This is a genomic window from Streptomyces marokkonensis, assembly GCF_039539045.1.
Taxonomy (GTDB): domain Bacteria; phylum Actinomycetota; class Actinomycetes; order Streptomycetales; family Streptomycetaceae; genus Streptomyces; species Streptomyces marokkonensis.
On the sequence record NZ_BAABCQ010000017.1, the window covers coordinates 33,862 to 49,809 of the forward strand.

16 protein-coding genes and 1 pseudogene are annotated in these 15,948 nt (G+C 74.3%); 8 read left to right on the top strand and 9 right to left on the bottom strand.

Features of this window, described 5'->3' with window-relative positions:
- Positions 1-71: 71 nt before the first annotated feature.
- The 3 genes from ABEA26_RS06545 to ABEA26_RS06555 all read right to left on the bottom strand — a co-directional run bounded on the left by ABEA26_RS06545 (position 72) and on the right by ABEA26_RS06555 (position 1,459).
- Entirely contained in the window at positions 72-497 is a 426-nt protein-coding gene (locus ABEA26_RS06545) for a CBS domain-containing protein (RefSeq protein WP_345590071.1), read from the bottom strand.
- A gap of 28 nt (positions 498-525) precedes the next feature.
- Positions 526-960, bottom strand: a complete 435-nt coding sequence (locus ABEA26_RS06550; RefSeq protein ID WP_345590073.1) for a PPC domain-containing DNA-binding protein — start codon at positions 958-960, stop codon at positions 526-528.
- Between the two features lie 64 nt (positions 961-1,024).
- Positions 1,025-1,459: an IclR family transcriptional regulator domain-containing protein gene (locus tag ABEA26_RS06555; protein WP_486388963.1), complete on the bottom strand. Its 435-nt coding sequence runs from the start codon at positions 1,457-1,459 to the stop codon at positions 1,025-1,027.
- Between ABEA26_RS06555 and ABEA26_RS36555 the strand changes: the two are divergent.
- Positions 1,383-1,931: pseudogene (locus tag ABEA26_RS36555) on the top strand (CoA-transferase); the annotation flags it as partial. The gene ABEA26_RS06555 and the pseudogene ABEA26_RS36555 overlap by 77 nt on opposite strands.
- On the opposite strand, the gene ABEA26_RS06565 reads toward ABEA26_RS36555, so the two are convergent.
- Positions 1,921-3,936 carry an ATP-binding protein gene (locus ABEA26_RS06565; protein ID WP_345590077.1) on the bottom strand — a complete coding sequence of 672 codons (2,016 nt, stop codon included), beginning with the start codon at positions 3,934-3,936 and terminating at the stop codon, positions 1,921-1,923. The pseudogene ABEA26_RS36555 and the gene ABEA26_RS06565 overlap by 11 nt on opposite strands.
- A gap of 190 nt (positions 3,937-4,126) precedes the next feature.
- Here ABEA26_RS06565 and ABEA26_RS06570 point away from each other — a divergent pair, with 190 nt between their 5' ends.
- A complete protein-coding gene (locus tag ABEA26_RS06570; protein WP_345590079.1) occupies positions 4,127-5,005 on the top strand; it encodes an alpha/beta fold hydrolase in 879 nt (292 codons plus the stop codon).
- A 77-nt stretch (positions 5,006-5,082) separates the two neighbouring features.
- On the top strand, positions 5,083-6,333 hold the full coding sequence (locus tag ABEA26_RS06575; RefSeq protein ID WP_345590081.1) for an MFS transporter: 1,251 nt from the start codon (positions 5,083-5,085) through the stop codon (positions 6,331-6,333).
- Positions 6,334-6,407: 74 nt separating this feature from the next.
- Here ABEA26_RS06575 and ABEA26_RS06580 read toward each other — a convergent pair whose 3' ends face one another.
- The 4 genes from ABEA26_RS06580 to ABEA26_RS06595 all read right to left on the bottom strand — a co-directional run bounded on the left by ABEA26_RS06580 (position 6,408) and on the right by ABEA26_RS06595 (position 9,754).
- Positions 6,408-7,496 carry a hypothetical protein gene (locus tag ABEA26_RS06580; protein WP_345590083.1) on the bottom strand — a complete coding sequence of 363 codons (1,089 nt, stop codon included), beginning with the start codon at positions 7,494-7,496 and terminating at the stop codon, positions 6,408-6,410.
- A 78-nt stretch (positions 7,497-7,574) separates the two neighbouring features.
- Positions 7,575-8,003: a VOC family protein gene (locus ABEA26_RS06585; RefSeq protein WP_345590085.1), complete on the bottom strand. Its 429-nt coding sequence runs from the start codon at positions 8,001-8,003 to the stop codon at positions 7,575-7,577.
- Positions 8,004-8,349: 346 nt separating this feature from the next.
- A complete protein-coding gene (locus ABEA26_RS06590; protein ID WP_279565610.1) occupies positions 8,350-8,775 on the bottom strand; it encodes a PPOX class F420-dependent oxidoreductase in 426 nt (141 codons plus the stop codon).
- A gap of 88 nt (positions 8,776-8,863) precedes the next feature.
- Complete coding sequence (locus ABEA26_RS06595; protein ID WP_345590088.1) at positions 8,864-9,754, bottom strand: NAD(P)-dependent oxidoreductase; 891 nt, start codon at positions 9,752-9,754, stop codon at positions 8,864-8,866.
- Between the two features lie 98 nt (positions 9,755-9,852).
- Between ABEA26_RS06595 and ABEA26_RS06600 the strand changes: the two genes are divergently transcribed.
- A complete protein-coding gene (locus ABEA26_RS06600) occupies positions 9,853-10,308 on the top strand; it encodes a type II toxin-antitoxin system PemK/MazF family toxin (protein ID WP_345590089.1) in 456 nt (151 codons plus the stop codon).
- Here the strand turns inward: ABEA26_RS06600 and ABEA26_RS06605 are convergent.
- On the bottom strand, positions 10,293-11,132 hold the full coding sequence (locus tag ABEA26_RS06605) for a TIGR02452 family protein (RefSeq protein ID WP_345590091.1): 840 nt from the start codon (positions 11,130-11,132) through the stop codon (positions 10,293-10,295). The genes ABEA26_RS06600 and ABEA26_RS06605 overlap by 16 nt on opposite strands.
- Before the next feature lie 288 nt (positions 11,133-11,420).
- Here ABEA26_RS06605 and egtA point away from each other — a divergent pair, with 288 nt between their 5' ends.
- The 4 genes from egtA to egtD are packed head-to-tail and all read left to right on the top strand — an operon-like array spanning position 11,421 to position 15,860.
- Positions 11,421-12,722, top strand: a complete 1,302-nt coding sequence (gene egtA / locus ABEA26_RS06610) for an ergothioneine biosynthesis glutamate--cysteine ligase EgtA (protein ID WP_345590093.1) — start codon at positions 11,421-11,423, stop codon at positions 12,720-12,722.
- The gene (egtB, locus tag ABEA26_RS06615) at positions 12,719-14,101 is read left to right on the top strand and encodes an ergothioneine biosynthesis protein EgtB (protein WP_345590095.1); all 1,383 of its coding nucleotides are present in this window, start codon (positions 12,719-12,721) and stop codon (positions 14,099-14,101) included. The genes egtA and egtB overlap by 4 nt, the downstream gene beginning before the upstream one ends.
- Positions 14,101-14,901: an ergothioneine biosynthesis protein EgtC gene (gene egtC, locus ABEA26_RS06620; RefSeq protein WP_345590096.1), complete on the top strand. Its 801-nt coding sequence runs from the start codon at positions 14,101-14,103 to the stop codon at positions 14,899-14,901. The genes egtB and egtC overlap by 1 nt, the downstream gene beginning before the upstream one ends.
- Positions 14,898-15,860: an L-histidine N(alpha)-methyltransferase gene (gene egtD, locus ABEA26_RS06625; RefSeq protein WP_345590098.1), complete on the top strand. Its 963-nt coding sequence runs from the start codon at positions 14,898-14,900 to the stop codon at positions 15,858-15,860. The genes egtC and egtD overlap by 4 nt, the downstream gene beginning before the upstream one ends.
- The last annotated feature ends 88 nt before the right edge of the window (positions 15,861-15,948 follow it).

Genomic DNA, 15,948 nt, shown 5'->3' on the forward strand with positions numbered 1-15,948 from the left:
TGGAGCTTGACGGTCGGGGGCGCCGGTGTGGCCGAGGGCGCCGGCGGCCCGGGGCGCGGCGGTCGGAAGTGTCAGTGGTCGGGCGGAGCCTCATTGATGTCCGCCAGGGCGGAGCGCGGGTCGTCGGCGGCGGCCAGATCGCCGAGGGTGACCACGCCGACCGGGACGCCACCGTGCTCGACGACCGGAAGCCGCCGGATGGCGTGTCGTCGCATCAACTCGGCCGCGTGGTCGGTGCTGTCGTCCGGTCCGAGGGTGACGACGGGCGGTGGGGTGCACACCGAGCCGACCGTGGTGTCGCCGGGGTCGTGGCCGTCGGCGACACTGCGGAGCACGATGTCGCGGTCGGTGAGCACACCGAACAGATCCCGGTCGTAGGTCACCAGAACGTCGCCGATGTCCTCCTCGCGCATCAGCCGGGCCGCTCGCGCCACCGTGGTCATGGGCTCGACGGCCACCGCGGCGGGTGACATCACGTCTCGAATGCGCTGTGTCATGGTCGCGCCTCCCGGGGTGGGTGCGGAGTCAGCCCAGGTCGATCAGGGCCAGGCCGATGTCGGGGCGGTGGGTCTTGGCCAGTTCGGCCGGGCTGTCCCGGACGACGACCTCCAGCGTCGGCCAGACCCGGCCGGACAACAGGTGGCCGCCGCGGGTGGAGCCGTCCGACAGGCCCAGTACGGCGTGCAGGTGCGGGGTCGGCCCGTCGTCGGCGACGGCGATGTCCCCGATCAGCGACAGCACCTCGCACTGCTCCTCCACCGGGATGTGCCGGTAGTCCTTGGCCTGCCGGTCGAACCAGCCGACGGCCGCCTCCGAGAAGGCGCCCACGGCGGTCACCTGGGACGCCCCGAGCGACCGGTCACGGGCGAAGGCGGTGATTTCGGCGAGCGCGTCCTCACCGGGGTCGAGGACCACCACGTACACCGCGGACGGACCGTCCTGCACCTGTTGCCACTTCATGCGCGGTCGGGTACCCGGCGCGGGCCGGGGCAACCGCCGCGCCGGACATGCCCGGCCGCCGGGTTCAGCGTTCCGCCGCCAGGTCCGCCTCCGGTGCCCGGGCCGCCGCGTCGAGCGTCGCGACCAGGGAGGGGAGGCCGCGCGGGTCGTAGCGCACGCTCGGCATCGCCCCCGACAGGCCCGCCTCCAGCGCCCGGGCCGCCGCCACCAGGCCCCGCTCGGAGCGTTCCTGGTTGACGGCGAAGCCGCTGCGGCCGACACGCTCCAGCTCGGTCCGCAGTGCGGCGAGGTCCGGGCGGTCGCCGGGCCGGTCGCGGTAGCGCTCGGGCGCGTACACGTCGGCCGGCTCCTCCTCGTCGAGCTCGGCGAGGAGAAGCAGGCCGTCCGTTGTGCGGTGGGCCGGGACGACCATGCCCTCGCGGCAGCCGACCCGCATCGCCGACCACCTCGACCCCGACGCCGGGATCGTGCTGCACACCGAGAACGGCATGCTCGGCATGGGGCCCGCCGCCGTGGGTGAGGAGATCGACCCCGACCTCACCAACGCAGGCAAGGTCCCGGTGACCGAGCTGCCGGGGCCGCGTACTTCCCTCACGCCGACTCGTTCGCGATGATGCGCGGCGGTCATCTGGACGTGTGCGTGCTCGGGGCGTTCCAGGTGTCCGGGCGGGGCGTTCTCGCCAACTGGCACACCGGGGCCCCGGACGCCGTCCCGGCCGTCGGCGGGGGCGATGGGCCTGGCGATCGGCGTCAGGCGGGTCTACGTGATGATGAAGCTGTTCGCCCGCGACGGCTCACCCAAGCTGGTCCCGCGGTGCGTGTATCCGCTCACCGGCACGGCGTGCGTCTCCCGCGTCCACACGGACCACGGCGTCTTCGCCACCGGCCCCGACGGGGTGCGGGTGCTGGAGACGTACGGGATCAGCCCCGAGGAGCTGCGGGAGCGGCTGGCGGTGCATTTCAGGAACTGAAAGGACCGGCAGGGCCAAAGGGACCGGACGGACCGGACGGACCGAGCGCCCGGCAGATCGCCGCGAGCCAGCCGTCGACCGGTCCGAAAGTGAGCAACCCGCTGCCCGCGCCCGCGAGTTCCCCGGCCGCGGGCAGCAGCCGTTCGTACGTCCGCTCCAGTGCGGTCCGGTCGCCGAGTTCGAGGGCGAGCGCGGCCTCGGCGCAGCACAGGGCCTCGTACAGGAGGTCGGGCGGCGGCTGTGGGAGGGCCCTCAGCGCCGTCCGGGCCTCGGCGTCACGGCCGTCGGCCAGAAGGCCGAACGGTTCGGCCCAGGGACGATACGGCCCCCACTCCGCGCCCGGGTCCACCTCCGCCGGGCGCCCGTGGGCCAGGCGCAGACCGAGCAGGGCGAGGGGCAGCAGTCCGCGTTCCAGGCCCGGCATCCCCGCGCCGTCCAGCCGCGTGGCGGCGGACCGGTAGGCGGCCGCGGCGCTGTCGTACGGGCTGCCGGTGGCGGCCCGGCGCAGGGCCAGGTACCACTGGGTGAAGACGGACACGAGCGGCCGTTCGTGCCGTTCGGCCAGGCGGTCGACGGCGGTGGCGTGCTCGTCGGCGGCGGTGAAGTCGCCGAGGGCCGAGCGTGCCTGGACGCGGATCAGGTGGCCGACGACCGCGTGGTTGACCAGGCCGTGCCGGGCGGCGAGCGCGACGAGTTCGGCGCCGATCGCGTCGCGGCGCGGGGCCAGCCCGGCGGTGGTGCAGGACTGCATGAAGGCGCCGTTGAGGGCGAAGGCGAGCAGTGCGGGGTCGTCCAGGCGGCGGGCGATCCGCACGGCCTCGTCCGCCGCTCGGGGGCCGCGCGGGGACCGTACGCCCCGGGACTCCAGGGCGACGGTGGCGAGCAGCGGGCAGCGCGCCGCGTCGGCGGTGGTGTCGTCGGGCAGGGCGGCGAGGGTGCGTTCGGCCGCGGCGACGATCCGCCGGGCGGCTTCGGGGTCGTCGCTGCGGGTCCAGTTGGCGGGGACGTCGTAAGCGCCGATCACCCGGGCCGTCAGTTCCGCGTCGCCCGTCTCCTCCGCCGCCGCCACCGCGGTCGTACGGTGCTCCCGGGCCGCCTCCAGTCCGTCGCCGCCGGTGACCGCGAGGTGGCGCAGCAGGCCGACGGTCGACTCCAGGCGGGCGTGGGCACCGGCGGCGACCGTGCGGTCGTACGCCTCGGTCGCGCGGTTCCAGAGCCGGGCCGCCGCCTCCGCGGGTTCGGCGGGCGGGTCCAGGCCCGGGTCCTGGGCGAGGATGCGGGCCTCCAGGCGGCGCAGCCGGGGCCCCGGGTCGACACCCAGGTGTCCGGCCAGCAGGGCGCGGGCCCGGCGCAGCACCGCGAGGGCGTCCGCCTGGCGTCCGGTCCGGTACAGGGCCAGGGCGAGCAGGCGCCAGGCCTCCTCCCGCCAGGGTTGCTCGGTCACGTGCGCGTCCAGGTCGGGGACCGCCTCGGCGGCCCGGCCCAGGTCCACGAGGAGCTCCGCCCGGCGTTCGACCGCGCGCAGCCGCAGTTCGGTGAGCCGGGAGCGCTCGCCGCGGGCCCAGTCCGCCTCGCCGAACTCGGCGTAGGCGGGGCCCCGCCACTCCCCCAGTGCCGCCCGGAGGCGGGCCGGGGCCTGCGCGGCCGGCAGCCGGTCGGCCTTGGCGACGGCCGCCTCGAAGCGCCACGCGTCCACGGCGTCCGGTGCCGCGCGCAGGACGTAGCCGGGGCCTTCGGTGGCCAGCAGCCGGGCCGGTGCGCGCGGCGGGCGGTCGGGTTCCAGGGCGCGGCGCAGATCGCCGACGAAGGTACGCACCGCGCCCACGGCCCGCGGCGGCGGCGCGTCCCACAGGTCCTCGACCAGTCGGGCGAGTGGCACGACCCGCCGCCGGGCCAGGAGCAGCCGGGCCAGCACGGCGCGGTGCCGGGGGCCCCGGAGGGCGAGCATGTCGCCGTCGCGCTCGGCGGTGACCGGTCCGAGCACACCGAACGTGACCGCTTCCATGTTCCGCCCGCTCCGATCCGCACCGCTGCTCGCCGGTCACCACGGTACGCGTGCTGATCGGTTGCTGATTCGCGCGCGGGAGGCTCGAAGGCGTCACCAGCACGACACGGAACACGACGGGGACGGAGACGACGTGAACAGAAACGGCGTGGAGCGGACACCGCGTGGAGCAGAGAGGCACGGACCTGCCATGACACCGACCATCCCCGATTTCAGCCACGACCGGGTCACGGTCGCCGACGGCGTCGCCCTGCACGTGGCCGTCGGCGGCTCCGGCAGCCCCGTCGTGCTGCTGCACGGCTTCCCGCAGACCCACCTGATGTGGCGGCACGTCGCCGCCGACCTCGCGGCCGACCACACGGTCATCTGCCCCGACCTGCGCGGTTACGGCGCAAGCGACAAGCCGGTCGACCCGGACGGCACCGCCTATGCCAAGCGGACCATGGCCTCCGACGTCGTCGCCCTCTCCCGGGCGCTCGGGCACGAGCGGTTCGCGCTGGCCGGGCACGACCGGGGCGCGCTCGTCGCGGTGCGGGCCGGGCTCGACCATCCGGACGCGGTGACGCACCTGGCCGCGCTGGACGTGCTGCCGACCCTGGACATGTGGGACGTCCTGCACGGCACCTCGGCGGCCGTGGGCTTCCACCTGTACCTGATGGCGCAGCCGCCCGGGCTGCCGGAGCAGTTGATCGGCGCCGCGCCGGACGCGTTCTTCGGTCACTTCCTCGACATCTGGACGCGGGACCCGGACGCCCTGCCCGCCGATGTGCGCGCCGCTTATCTGAAGGCGTCCCGCGAGGCGGTGCCGTCCATCGTGGCCGACTACCGGGCCTCGGCCGGCATCGACGTCGCCCATGACCGGGCCGACCGGGACAGCGGCAACCGGCTGAGGATGCCGGTGTCCGTCCTCCAGCAGGACTGGGGCGCCGCCCTCGGCCACGACGCAGCTGCGCTGTGGCGGGCCTGGGCCCCGGAGCTGCGGCACGACACCGTCGACTGCGGCCACTTCATGGCGGAGGAGGCGCCCGGCGACGTCGCCGGGGCGCTGCGGAAGCTGCTCACGCGGTAGGTCGTCCCCCAGTACAACGGCCGGGTGTGCGGGGGCCACGGACGGTTGTTTGACCCGTGGGGCCCCCGCTCGCTTTGATGTCCGGCGTGTTGATGTCCGGGGTGGCGGGTGGCAGGTCGCTGGGGCGGCCGTTCGGGTGGCTGTGGGCCGCGTACGCCGTCAGCACGTTCGGCACCCGGCTCGCGTTCGACGCCTTTCCGCTGATCGCGGTCGTGGTGCTGGACGCCGGCCCGGCGCAGGTGGCGGCGCTCGCGGCGGCCGGTCTCGCGGTGGGCGCGGTGGTGGCGGTGCCGCTGGGGCCGTGGGTGGAGTTCCGGCGCAAGCGGCCGGTGATGGTCGCGACGGACCTGGTCCGGTGCGCGGTGCTGCTGAGTGTGCCCGTCGCGTACGCGACCGGCCGGCTCGGTTTCGCCCAGCTGCTGGTCGTGTCGGTGGTCGTGGCCGCGGCCGACATCACGTTCAGGGCCGCCGCGGGTTCCTTCCTCAAGGCCCTGGTACGGCCCGGGGACCTGCTGACCGCGAACGGCCGGTTCGAGGCGACGGCCTGGACCGCGACCATGCTGGGGCCCCCGGTCGGCGGGGCCGCGATCGGGATCTTCGGGCCGGTGGTCACTGTGACGGTCGACGCGGTCAGTCATCTGCTGTCGGCGCTGGGAATCCGTGCGATCGGCGGTGGGGAGCCGCACCCTGGGCCGCGACCCCACCGCACCGGCGCTCCCCGGCTGCGAGCCGGTGACCTGCTCGACGGCTGGCGGTATCTCCTCACCGTCCCGGGACTGCGCCCGCTGTTCTTCAACACGGTCCTGGTCAACGGTCTGATCATGGCGACCGCGCCGCTGCTCGCCGTCCTCATGCTGGCGGATCTGGGCTTCGCGCCCTGGCAGTACGGCCTCGCGTTCGCGGTGCCGTGCGTCGGCGGACTGATCGGTTCCAGGCTGGCTCAGCCGCTTGTGGCGCGGTTCGGGGAGCACCGGGTGCTGGTCACCAGCGGGGTGCTGCGCGTGTGCTGGCCCGTCGGGCTGGCCTTCGTCGGCCCCGGCACCGCCGGGCTCGTCCTCGTGATGGTCGTCGAGTTCGGGCTGATCACCTCCATGGGCGTCTTCAATCCGGTGTTCGCCACGCGCCGGCTCGAGCTGACGCCGCCGGACCGGGTAGTCCGCACCCTGTCCGCCTGGTCGGTCAGCGGGAAACTGACGACCGCGGCGCTGACCGCGGTGTGGGGCCTCCTGGCCGGCCTGACCGGACCGCGGACGGCGATCGCGGTCGCGGGCGTAATCGTCCTGGCGACCCCGCTGCTGCTGTTCCGGCACGACCGCGCACCGGCGTAGGAGAAAGGGGGCGGGGGGCGTTTGGCTCTTGCCGGGCCCCGCGACCCCGGCAAGATCCAGCCCCCCCCCGCCCCCTAGGAGCCCGGTCTCTCCCGGCGCAGCGTGGGAAACCGGCGGCGGGCCTGCGCGAACAGGGTGGGGTAGTCGGTGCCGTAGGTGACCGCGGCGGCGAAGAGGGCGTCAAGGGCGGCGCGCAGCGGGTCCGGTTCGGCCGCGGCGAGCAGTGCGGGCATCGCCGTCGCCCGTCGGAGCAGGTTGTCGTGGCATCCGGCCGACGAGTCCCCCACGGTGTGGGGGATACGGTCGTCGGCGAAGAACCGGTCCCAGACCCGCTGGGGATCGTCGAACGGCGCCGGCAGGTTCTCTCCGCGGTCGAGCGCGGCCAGCGCGGGCGTGATCCAGTCGACGTCGTCCAGCCCGGCCACGGTGAAGGCGCGGTGGGCGGCCCACCGGGCGAGACCGCGCTGCGTCGCCGGGCACGCCGCGTCGACGGCGTCGAGCAGGTCGCGGTCCAGCTGCACGAGCCCCCGGGCGTTGCAACCGGCCTCGCGCAGGCGTCGGCTGGGCAGCCGTCCGCCCCAGGACAGGGCCTCCGCACGCTCCTGTGCGGCCTGCTCCTCGGGAGTGGGAGGCGGCGGCAGCCCCCGGGCGTGCCGGTGCCAGTGGGCGGCGCTGTGTGAGGTCTGCCGGACGACGAGGTCCGCGGCGGGCGGGGCCGGCCAGAACTGCAGCAGATAGTGGTCGACCGGCGCGCCGCCTTCCAGTACGGCGAGCTCCTCCTGACGCCCCCGGTCCATGCCGCGTCCGCAGTAGCGCACCCGGTGGTCGACCGGGAGCAGGTCCAGCGCGCACAGGGGGCCGTCGCCCCACGGCAGGACGTCCGTGGAGGCGGAAGCCGGCCGGAAGGACGCCTCCACCACGTCTTCCCAGCCGTCGTCGAGGGGCGGCGGCGCACCGTGCACCTCGACGGTCAGACCGACGCGGCCGGTGTGCAGGCCCGTGACGAGGAAGAGGTGCCCGGGGACGGCCGCGCCGCACAGACCGTTGGTCTGCCCGGCGCAGGCCGATGACGGCCCCGGGTCGTCCCCGTCCCGTCGGCTTCGGCTGTCCACGTAGAACTGCCCGTAGCTGACGTGCAGTTCACCGCTGTACACCGTCCGCACGGCCACCCCCTCCTCACGTCCGGCTCCCAGAGGCCACCAGTATGCGGAGGAGGTCGGACAATGGTCCGCCGACGACGGTCAGCGTGCCCCTGGCACGTCCTCCGTGACGCTGTTCAGCGGCGACGCCGGGTCGCTGCCGTAGGGGCGGGTGAATGCCTCCATGCCGTGCCCGGACGGGTCGCGGAAGTACACGCCCCGCCCCCCGTCACCGCGGTTGATCCGGCGCGGGTGCCGGCCGTGCGGGTCGGCGTGGATGGGGATCCCGTCCTTGACCAGCCGGGCGAGGATCGCGTCGAATTCTCCCTCGGAGACGAGGAACGCGTAGTGCTGCGGCGGGATGTCGATGTCGACGGTGGCGAAATCGAGATTGACGCCGTTGGCGGTCGTCACGGGCAGGAACACTCCGGCCGGCTCACCGACCTCCAGCCCCAGGATTCCGGCGAGAAAACGAGCGGACTTCTCCCGGTCCTGGGAGAGAACGATGGTGTGGTTGAACTCGACTGACACGGGTGAATGCCTCCACGGGCATCTCCGCGGCGCCTCCATGCCTCACCCGGACGGTGACCGACACGCGATGCCGCGCCGTGGATCCTAGACGAGGCGGATCGAGGTGTCGACACCCGGGGAGACTCCCGCCGGCGCCCGGACGAGGGCCAGTCGACCGTGCGGGAGCGATGTCGCGGATATTGACGGTGCGCCAGAAGGCGGCTCTGGCAATCGCTTGCCGGCCGGCCGCCTCGCCCGACGGCGGCACCCGGCCGCCGGGTTCACTCCGACGGGTGAGCCCGGCGGCCTCGAACGCCGGACGGCTGCGCGGACAGTGGCCGGCCCCTGGGGCCTTGTCGGTCGCTTCTCAGGTGGACGCCTGGTCGCTGTCCTTCATCGCGCCCCAGCCGTGCCAGCGCTCGACCTCGACCCAGGCGCTGACCCGGGCACGGACGCGGTCCGGGTAGGGGTTGCCCGTGTAGTGCCTGGAGAGGCGGTCGATGCCGGTGAGGCCCTCGTCGTCGCGGGTCTCGGTGACGCGGCCGATGAGGGTGACGTGCGTGTACCAGTCGTCGCCCGCGAGGACGGTGAGGGTCACGCGGGGGTCCCGGCGCACGTGCTTGAGACGTACCCGGCCCTCGTCGAAGTTGATCAGGACCCGGCCGTCGTCCTCCCACAGGTACCAGGTCGGCGTGGAGACGGGCGCGCCGTCCGAGCGGAGGGTGGCCATGACGCACGGGTTGGGGCGGCGCAGCAGTTCGACGGCCTCGGGCGGCAGCGGCGGCTTGGACATGCGGACTCCTCTGATCTCAATGTGTGCCGAGACTGCATCGGCGTTGCGGTCGTTGCGGTCGTTGGGTCACCCGGTACCCCGGGTGAGCTCAGTCGGACAGTTTCTCTTCGAAGCTGGCGACGTACGCCGCCGCCATGTCCTCGTCGCCGTGCCCCTGCTCCTCGGCTCGCGCCAGGCGTTCGGCGCAGGCGGCGGCCACGTCGAGCCGGACCCCGTTCGCCTCGCCGGCCTCGACGATCAGCCGGGCGTCCTTCGCGGCGGTGGTGACGGCGAACTGGGCGGGTGTCAGCGCGCCGTCACGGATCAGGCCCGCCTTGGCGCGCAGGTAGCCCATGTCGAGCGGTCCGCCGGCGATGGCGTCGAAGAAGCCGTCCGGGTCGACGCCCAGCGCCTTGGCGAGTGCCAGTACCTCGCCGGCCGCGTTGGTGGCGGCGAGGACCCAGCTGTTGGCCACCAGCTTCAGCCGGGTGGCACTGCCGGCCGCGCCGTCCTCGCCGGTCCACACCGTGCGGGAGCCGACGGCGTCGAACACGGGCGTCACCGTCTCCCGGGCGTGGGACGGGCCGGCGGCCAGGACCAGGAGCTGACCGGCCTCGGCGGGCGCGCGGGTGCCGAGGACGGGAGCGTCGAAGAAGACGAGGCCGCGTTCGTGGGCGAAGGCGGCCAGGTCGGCGACCGCGTCGACGCCGGCGGTGGTCGACTGCGCCCACGCGGTGCCGGGGCGCAGACCCGGGACGGACTGCCGCATGACGTCGAGGGTGGCCGGGCCGTCGTACAGCATGGTGAGGACGACATCGGCGCCCCGCACCGCCTCCTCTGGACCGGTGGCGATGCGCACGCCGTCGGCGGCCAGCGGCTCGGCCTTGTCCCGGCTGCGGTTCCAGGCCCGGACGGTGTGTCCGGCACGGGCGAGGTTGCGGGCCATCGCGGCACCCATGATGCCGGTGCCCAGAACACTCACGGCGAGCTGGTCGGTCATGACGTCGGCCTTCTGTCCTCGTACGGTCGGGGCCCGGGTCGCGGACCCCTGTGATCAGCCTGCCACCCGGGCGCGCGGCTGTCCCGTACGGTACGGCCGTGAGCGCCTACACCGACGACACCGAGCACACCGTCCCCGGCCGTTACGGCCCCGCCGCCACCACCGAGGCCGACGCCCGGGACGTGGGCCGGGTGCGTACCGAGTACTCCCCCGCGCACGACGGTGACCCCGATCCCGGCGAGATCGTCTGGACGTGGGTGCCCTACGAGGAGAACGACGGGCGGGGCAAGGACCGGCCGGTGCTCGTCGTCGCCCGGGAGGGGGGCGGCACGGTCCTGGCCGTGCAGTTGTCCAGCCGGCGGCATGACGGGAACCGGGACTGGGTGCCGCTCGGGAGCGGACCGTGGGACCGCTCCGGGCGCGACTCGTGGGTCGACGTGGACCGGGTGCTCAGGCTGCACGACGCCGGTATGCGCCGTGAGGCGTGCGCCCTGGACCGGATGCGGTTCGACCTCGTACGGCAGCGGCTGCGGGAGCGCTACGGCTGGAGCTGACCGGGCCCGTCCGCCCCCTGCGGGAAGGTGCGCGCGAAGGCGTCCCGGACCGTGCCGCCCGTAGTGCGGTCCAGGATGCCGAACGTCACCCGCTCGAAGGCCGTCGCGAACCGCCCGCCGGGTCCGAGCAGCGTCCGGAACGCGCCCGCGACCTGCGCGGGGTCGTTGCGGAACACCCCACAGCCCCAGGCACCGAGCACCAGCCGGCGGTACCCGTGGGCGGCGGCCGTCTCCAGCACCCGCCCGGCGCGTGCGGCCAGGGCGGCGGGCAGCTCTGCGGCGCGTTCGGGGGCTGTGCGCAGCACCACGCCCGCGTTGGGTGCGGCGGAGGTGAGGAAGCCCGCGGTGTACGGCTCGTCCAGCAGCCGGCCGCGGTCGTCGCGGAAGACCGGCACTCCGGGCGAGTGGATGACGCGGTCGGTGTAGAACGGGTCGCGGTGGGCGCGGTGGTGGTCGTAGAACTCGCGGGCCCGCAGCAGGCAGGTGTACAGGGCGGAGGCCCGGCACACGGCCTCTTCCTGGGCCTGCGCGCCGTTCAGATAGCCGCCGCCGGGATTGCGTGCGGAGGCGAAGTTCAGCACGGCGACCTCGCCGCCGAGGCGGCGGGCGGCCTCCAGGCTGCTCTCGCCGGTGACCTCCAGGACTGTCCGCAGCGGAGCGGACGGAGCCGGCTCCACGGGCCCCGGCCCGAACATCCGCGTGCGCTCGCGTGCCTCCTCGACCGCCGCGGCGATCGACACCTCGCGCCCGTCGGACGCGCGGTAGGACCCCGCCATCACGATCTGCTCGGTCTGCTGTGCGATGCCCCGCAGGCGCGCGCTCATGGCGCCACCCCCGTGGACGCCATGACCGCGCACCGCGCGGCCTCCCCCGTCGTGCTCATGCGGGAATCCTGAGCGATGCTGGGGATGCGGTGCAACGGAGTTTCCCGGCCCGGGAACGACGGGGAAAGTCCCCGGGAACAGCCGGGTGGTGGAGATTACCGAGCCGGTACGTCCCGGTACGCACCCTTGTGCGGAGCCGCACGAGGGTCTTGGGTGGGACGAGTGTGCCGTCCCGGCCCACTGCGAAAAGGGTCGGCGGCATGGATGGAATCTCAGGAGGATCCCGACATGTCCGATGCGGTAAGTGGCTGCACCCGGCCACGCACCACTGTCACCGAAGCCGAGGTCGAGGCGCTGGTCCACGGCATCTGCTTCAAGACCGGTCCGCCGAGGCTCCTCGGCGTCGAAGTGGAATGGCTCGTCCAGGAGCCGCGCGCACCGCGGCTCCCCGTGTCACCCGAACGACTGCGTGCGATGTACACCGCACTGCGCGCCGTGCCCCTGAGGTCGGCGCTGACCGTCGAACCCGGCGGCCAGCTGGAGTTGAGCTCGCTCCCCGCCGCCTCCCTGATGGAGTGCGTCGGTTCCGTCTCCGCCGACCTCGACGCCGTCCGGGCGGTCCTGCGCCAGGACGGTCTCGCCCTTGTCGGTCTCGGCCACGCCCCCTGGCACACGCCCCGCCGCTACCTGCGGCAACCGCGTTACGACGCCATGGAGGCCTGCCTCGACCGCACCGGTCCCGGCGGCCGCTTCATGATGCGCGCCTCCGCGTCCGTGCAGGTGTGCGTGGACGCCGGTCACGAGGAACCCGGCCCGCTCGGTCACGTACGCCGCTGGTGGCTGGCCCACCAGCTGGGTGCGGTCCTCGTGGCCGCGTTCGCCAACTCCCCGCTGGCCGACGGCCGGCCCACCGGCTGGCGGTCCACCCGCCAGCTGCGGTGGACGCAGATCGGCCCCTGCCGTGCGGGCGGTCCCCCGCTGGACTCCGACCCGCGCGGCGCCTGGACCCGGCACGTCCTTGAGGCGCCGGTGATGTGCGTACGCCGGGAGGACGGGCCGTGGGAGGTGCCGGAGCGTCTGACCTTCCGGGAGTGGATCAGGGGCCGGGCGCCGGGCCCGCCGACCCGGGAAGACCTCGACTACCACCTCACCACCCTGTTCCCGCCGGTCCGGCCGCGCGGCCACCTGGAGCTGCGCATGATCGACGCGCAGCCCGGGGACGACGGGTGGATGGTGCCGCTGGCCGTGACGGCGGCGCTGTTCGACGACGCGGAGGCCACCGAGACCGCCTACCGGGCCGTGAAGCCCCTCGCCGAGCGCACGCTGGGCCTGCCCGCCCCGCACAACCCGCTGTACCGGGACGCGGCCCGCCTCGCCCTCACCGATCCGGAGCTGCGCGAGGCGGCCACCGTGTGCTTCACGGCGGCGCTCGCCGCCCTGCCCCGGCTCGGCGCCACCGCGCAGGTGAGGGACGCCGTCGCGGCGTACCTGGAGCGCTACGTCCTCAGAGGCCGCTGTCCCGCCGACGACCTGCTGGACACGCCGGACGGCGCGAGCCGTGGCCCGCACGGGAGGGAGACCCGCCCATGACCGACCCCACCACCGCCACCGACCCCACCGGCTCCGGCACCGCCGCCGCTTCCGGCACCGCCGCCGAAGCGGCCGTCGACGCCGAGGCGCTGCGCGAGCGGGCCCTGGCCACGCTCGTCACGGCCCGCGAGCGCACCACGCTGCTGACCAGCTGCGTGGAGGGACCCGACCTGACCGCCCAGGTGTCGCCGCTGATGTCCCCGCTGGTGTGGGACCTGGCGCACATAGGCAACCAGGAGGAACAGTGGCTGCTGCGCGCCGTCGCCGGGCAGGAGGCGATACGGCCCGAGATCGACAGCCTCTACGACGCCTTCGAGCACCCGCGCGCCGAGCGGCCGAAGCTGCCGCTGCTGTCGCCCGCCGAGGCCCGCCGGTACGCGTCCGACGTGCGCGGACGGGCGCTGGACGTACTGGAGAGCACCGCGTTCCACGGGACACGGCTGACTCAGGCGGGCTTCGCCTTCGGAATGATCGCCCAGCACGAGCAGCAGCACGACGAGACGATGCTGATCACCCATCAGCTCCGCAAGGGGCCGCGGGCCCTGACCGCCCCGGACCCGGACCCCGTGCCGCTGTTCACCGGCCCGGCCGAGGTCCTGGTGCCCGGCGGACCGTTCACGATGGGCACGTCGACCGAGCCGTGGGCCCTGGACAACGAACGCCCCGCGCACCGGCGCGAGGTGGCGCCGTACTACCTCGACACCACGCCGGTGACCAACGGCGCCTACCAGGCCTTCATCGACGACGGCGGCTACGACGACCCGCGCTGGTGGGCTCCCGGGGGTTGGGACCACATCCGCCGGTACTCCGTCACCGCCCCGCTGTTCTGGCGCCGGGACGGGGGGCAGTGGCTGCGGCGCCGCTTCGGGGTCACCGAGGCGGTTCCGGCCGACGAACCGGTGGTGCACGTGTGCTGGTACGAGGCCGACGCGTACGCCCGCTGGGCCGGGCGGCGGCTGCCCACCGAGGCCGAGTGGGAGAAGGCGGCCCGGTACGACCCGGCCGGGGACCGCTCCTCCCGCTACCCGTGGGGCGACGCCGACCCGGGCCCGGCCCATGCCAACCTCGGCCAGCGCCATCTGCGCCCGGCGCCCGCGGGCAGCTATCCGGCAGGCGAGTCACCGCTCGGCGTACGGCAGTTGATCGGCGATGTCTGGGAGTGGACGTCGAGCGACTTCGCCCCGTACCCGGGCTTTCGGGCGTTCCCGTACAAGGAGTACTCGGAGGTGTTCTTCGGGCCCGAGTACAAGGTGCTGCGCGGCGGTTCCTTCGCCGTGGACGCGGTGGCCTGCCGGGGCACGTTCCGCAACTGGGACTATCCGGTCCGGCGGCAGATCTTCTCCGGGTTCCGCACCGCCCGCACGGCGGAAGGGTCCTGATGTGTCGTCACCTTGCCTACACCGGCCCCGAGGAGCCGCTCGGCCGACTCCTCGTGGCTCCGCCGCACGCCCTGTACCGCCAGTCCTGGGCGCCCCGGCGCCAGCGGTACGGCACGGTCAACGCCGACGGTTTCGGGGTCGGCTGGTACGCCGGGGACGACCCGGTGCCGGCGCGGTACCGCCGGGCCGGGCCGATCTGGGCGGACCGGTCCTTCGCCGATCTGGCCCGGGTGGTGCGGACCGGCGCGCTGCTCGCCGCCGTACGGGACGCCACGCTGTCGGGCGCCGACGCGGAGGCCGCGGCGGCGCCGTTCGCCGCGGGGACCTGGCTGTTCAGCCACAACGGCGCCGTGGCGGGCTGGCCCGGCTCGCTGGCACGGGTGGCCGGGACACTGCCGCCCGGGGACCTGCTGTCACTGGAGGCCCGCAGCGACTCGGCGCTCGTGTGGGCGCTGGTGCTGGCCCGCCTGCGCGCCGGGGACGACGCGGGCCGGGCGCTCGGCGAGACGGTGCTCGAGGTCGCCGCGGCGGCCCCCGCCTCCCGGCTCAACCTGCTGCTCACCGACGGCGACACCATCACCGCCACCACCTGGGGCGACACCCTGTGGCACCTGGCCCGCCCCGGGGGCGGCACGGTCGTCGCCTCGGAGCCGTACGACGACGACCCGCACTGGCAGGAGGTTCCCGACCGCACCCTGCTCGCGGCGAGCCGCACTGAGGTGCTGCTCACCCCGCTCAAGGACCCGGGCGACACCGCCCTCGCAGACGCTTCCGTCTCTCCGAAGGAGCCCCGTACGTGAGCCCGTTCCGTCTCACCCGCACGCTGCCCGAGGACGCCACGGACACCGCACTGCGCGCCGACGTCCTGACGGGCCTGACGAGCACGCCCAAGTGGCTGCCGCCCAAGTGGTTCTACGACGCGCGGGGAAGCGAGCTGTTCGAGGAGATCACCGCGCTGCCCGAGTACTACCCGACCCGGGCCGAGCGGGAGATCCTCGTCGGCCGGGCCGGCGAGATCGCCGCGGCGACCGGCGCCCGCACTCTGGTGGAGCTGGGTTCCGGTTCCTCGGAGAAGACGCGGATCCTGCTCGACGCGCTGACCGGTCTGCGCGGCTACGTACCGGTCGACGTCAGCGAGAGCGCCCTCACTCAGGCCGGCGAGGCGCTCGTCGCCGAGTGGCCGGACCTCCAGGTGCACGCGCTGATCGCCGACTTCACCGGCGGGCTGACGCTGCCCGGCACACCGGGCCCCCGGCTGGTGGCGTTCCTCGGCGGTACGCTCGGCAACCTGCTGCCCGGCGAGCGCGCCGCGTTCCTGGCCGCCGTCCGCGCGCTGCTCTCCCCGGGCGACGCCCTGCTACTGGGCACCGACCTGGTCAAGGACGAGCGGGTGCTGGTCCGGGCGTACGACGACGCGGCCGGGGTGACGGCCGCGTTCAACAAGAACGTGCTGTCCGTCGTCAACCGGGAACTGGACGCCGACTTCGCACCCGCGGCCTTCGATCACGTGGCGCTGTGGAATGCCGAGCAGGAGTGGATCGAGATGCGGCTGCGCTCGCGCACCGCGCAGACGGTCAAGATCAAGGCGCTTGACCTGGCGGTGGACTTCGCGGACGGGGAGGAGCTGCGTACCGAGGTGTCCGCGAAGTTCCGGCAGGAGGGCGTGCGGGCCGAGCTGGCCTCGGCCGGCCTGGAACTGGCCCACTGGTGGACGGACGGCGAGGACCGTTTCGCGCTGTCGCTGAGCGTGGCGAGCTGAGCAGGCCGCTGGCCACGAGTCGCTGAGCGTGGCGGCCGACCACGGCGGCCGACCGCGCGGCTGACGACGACGTACTGACCACGACGCG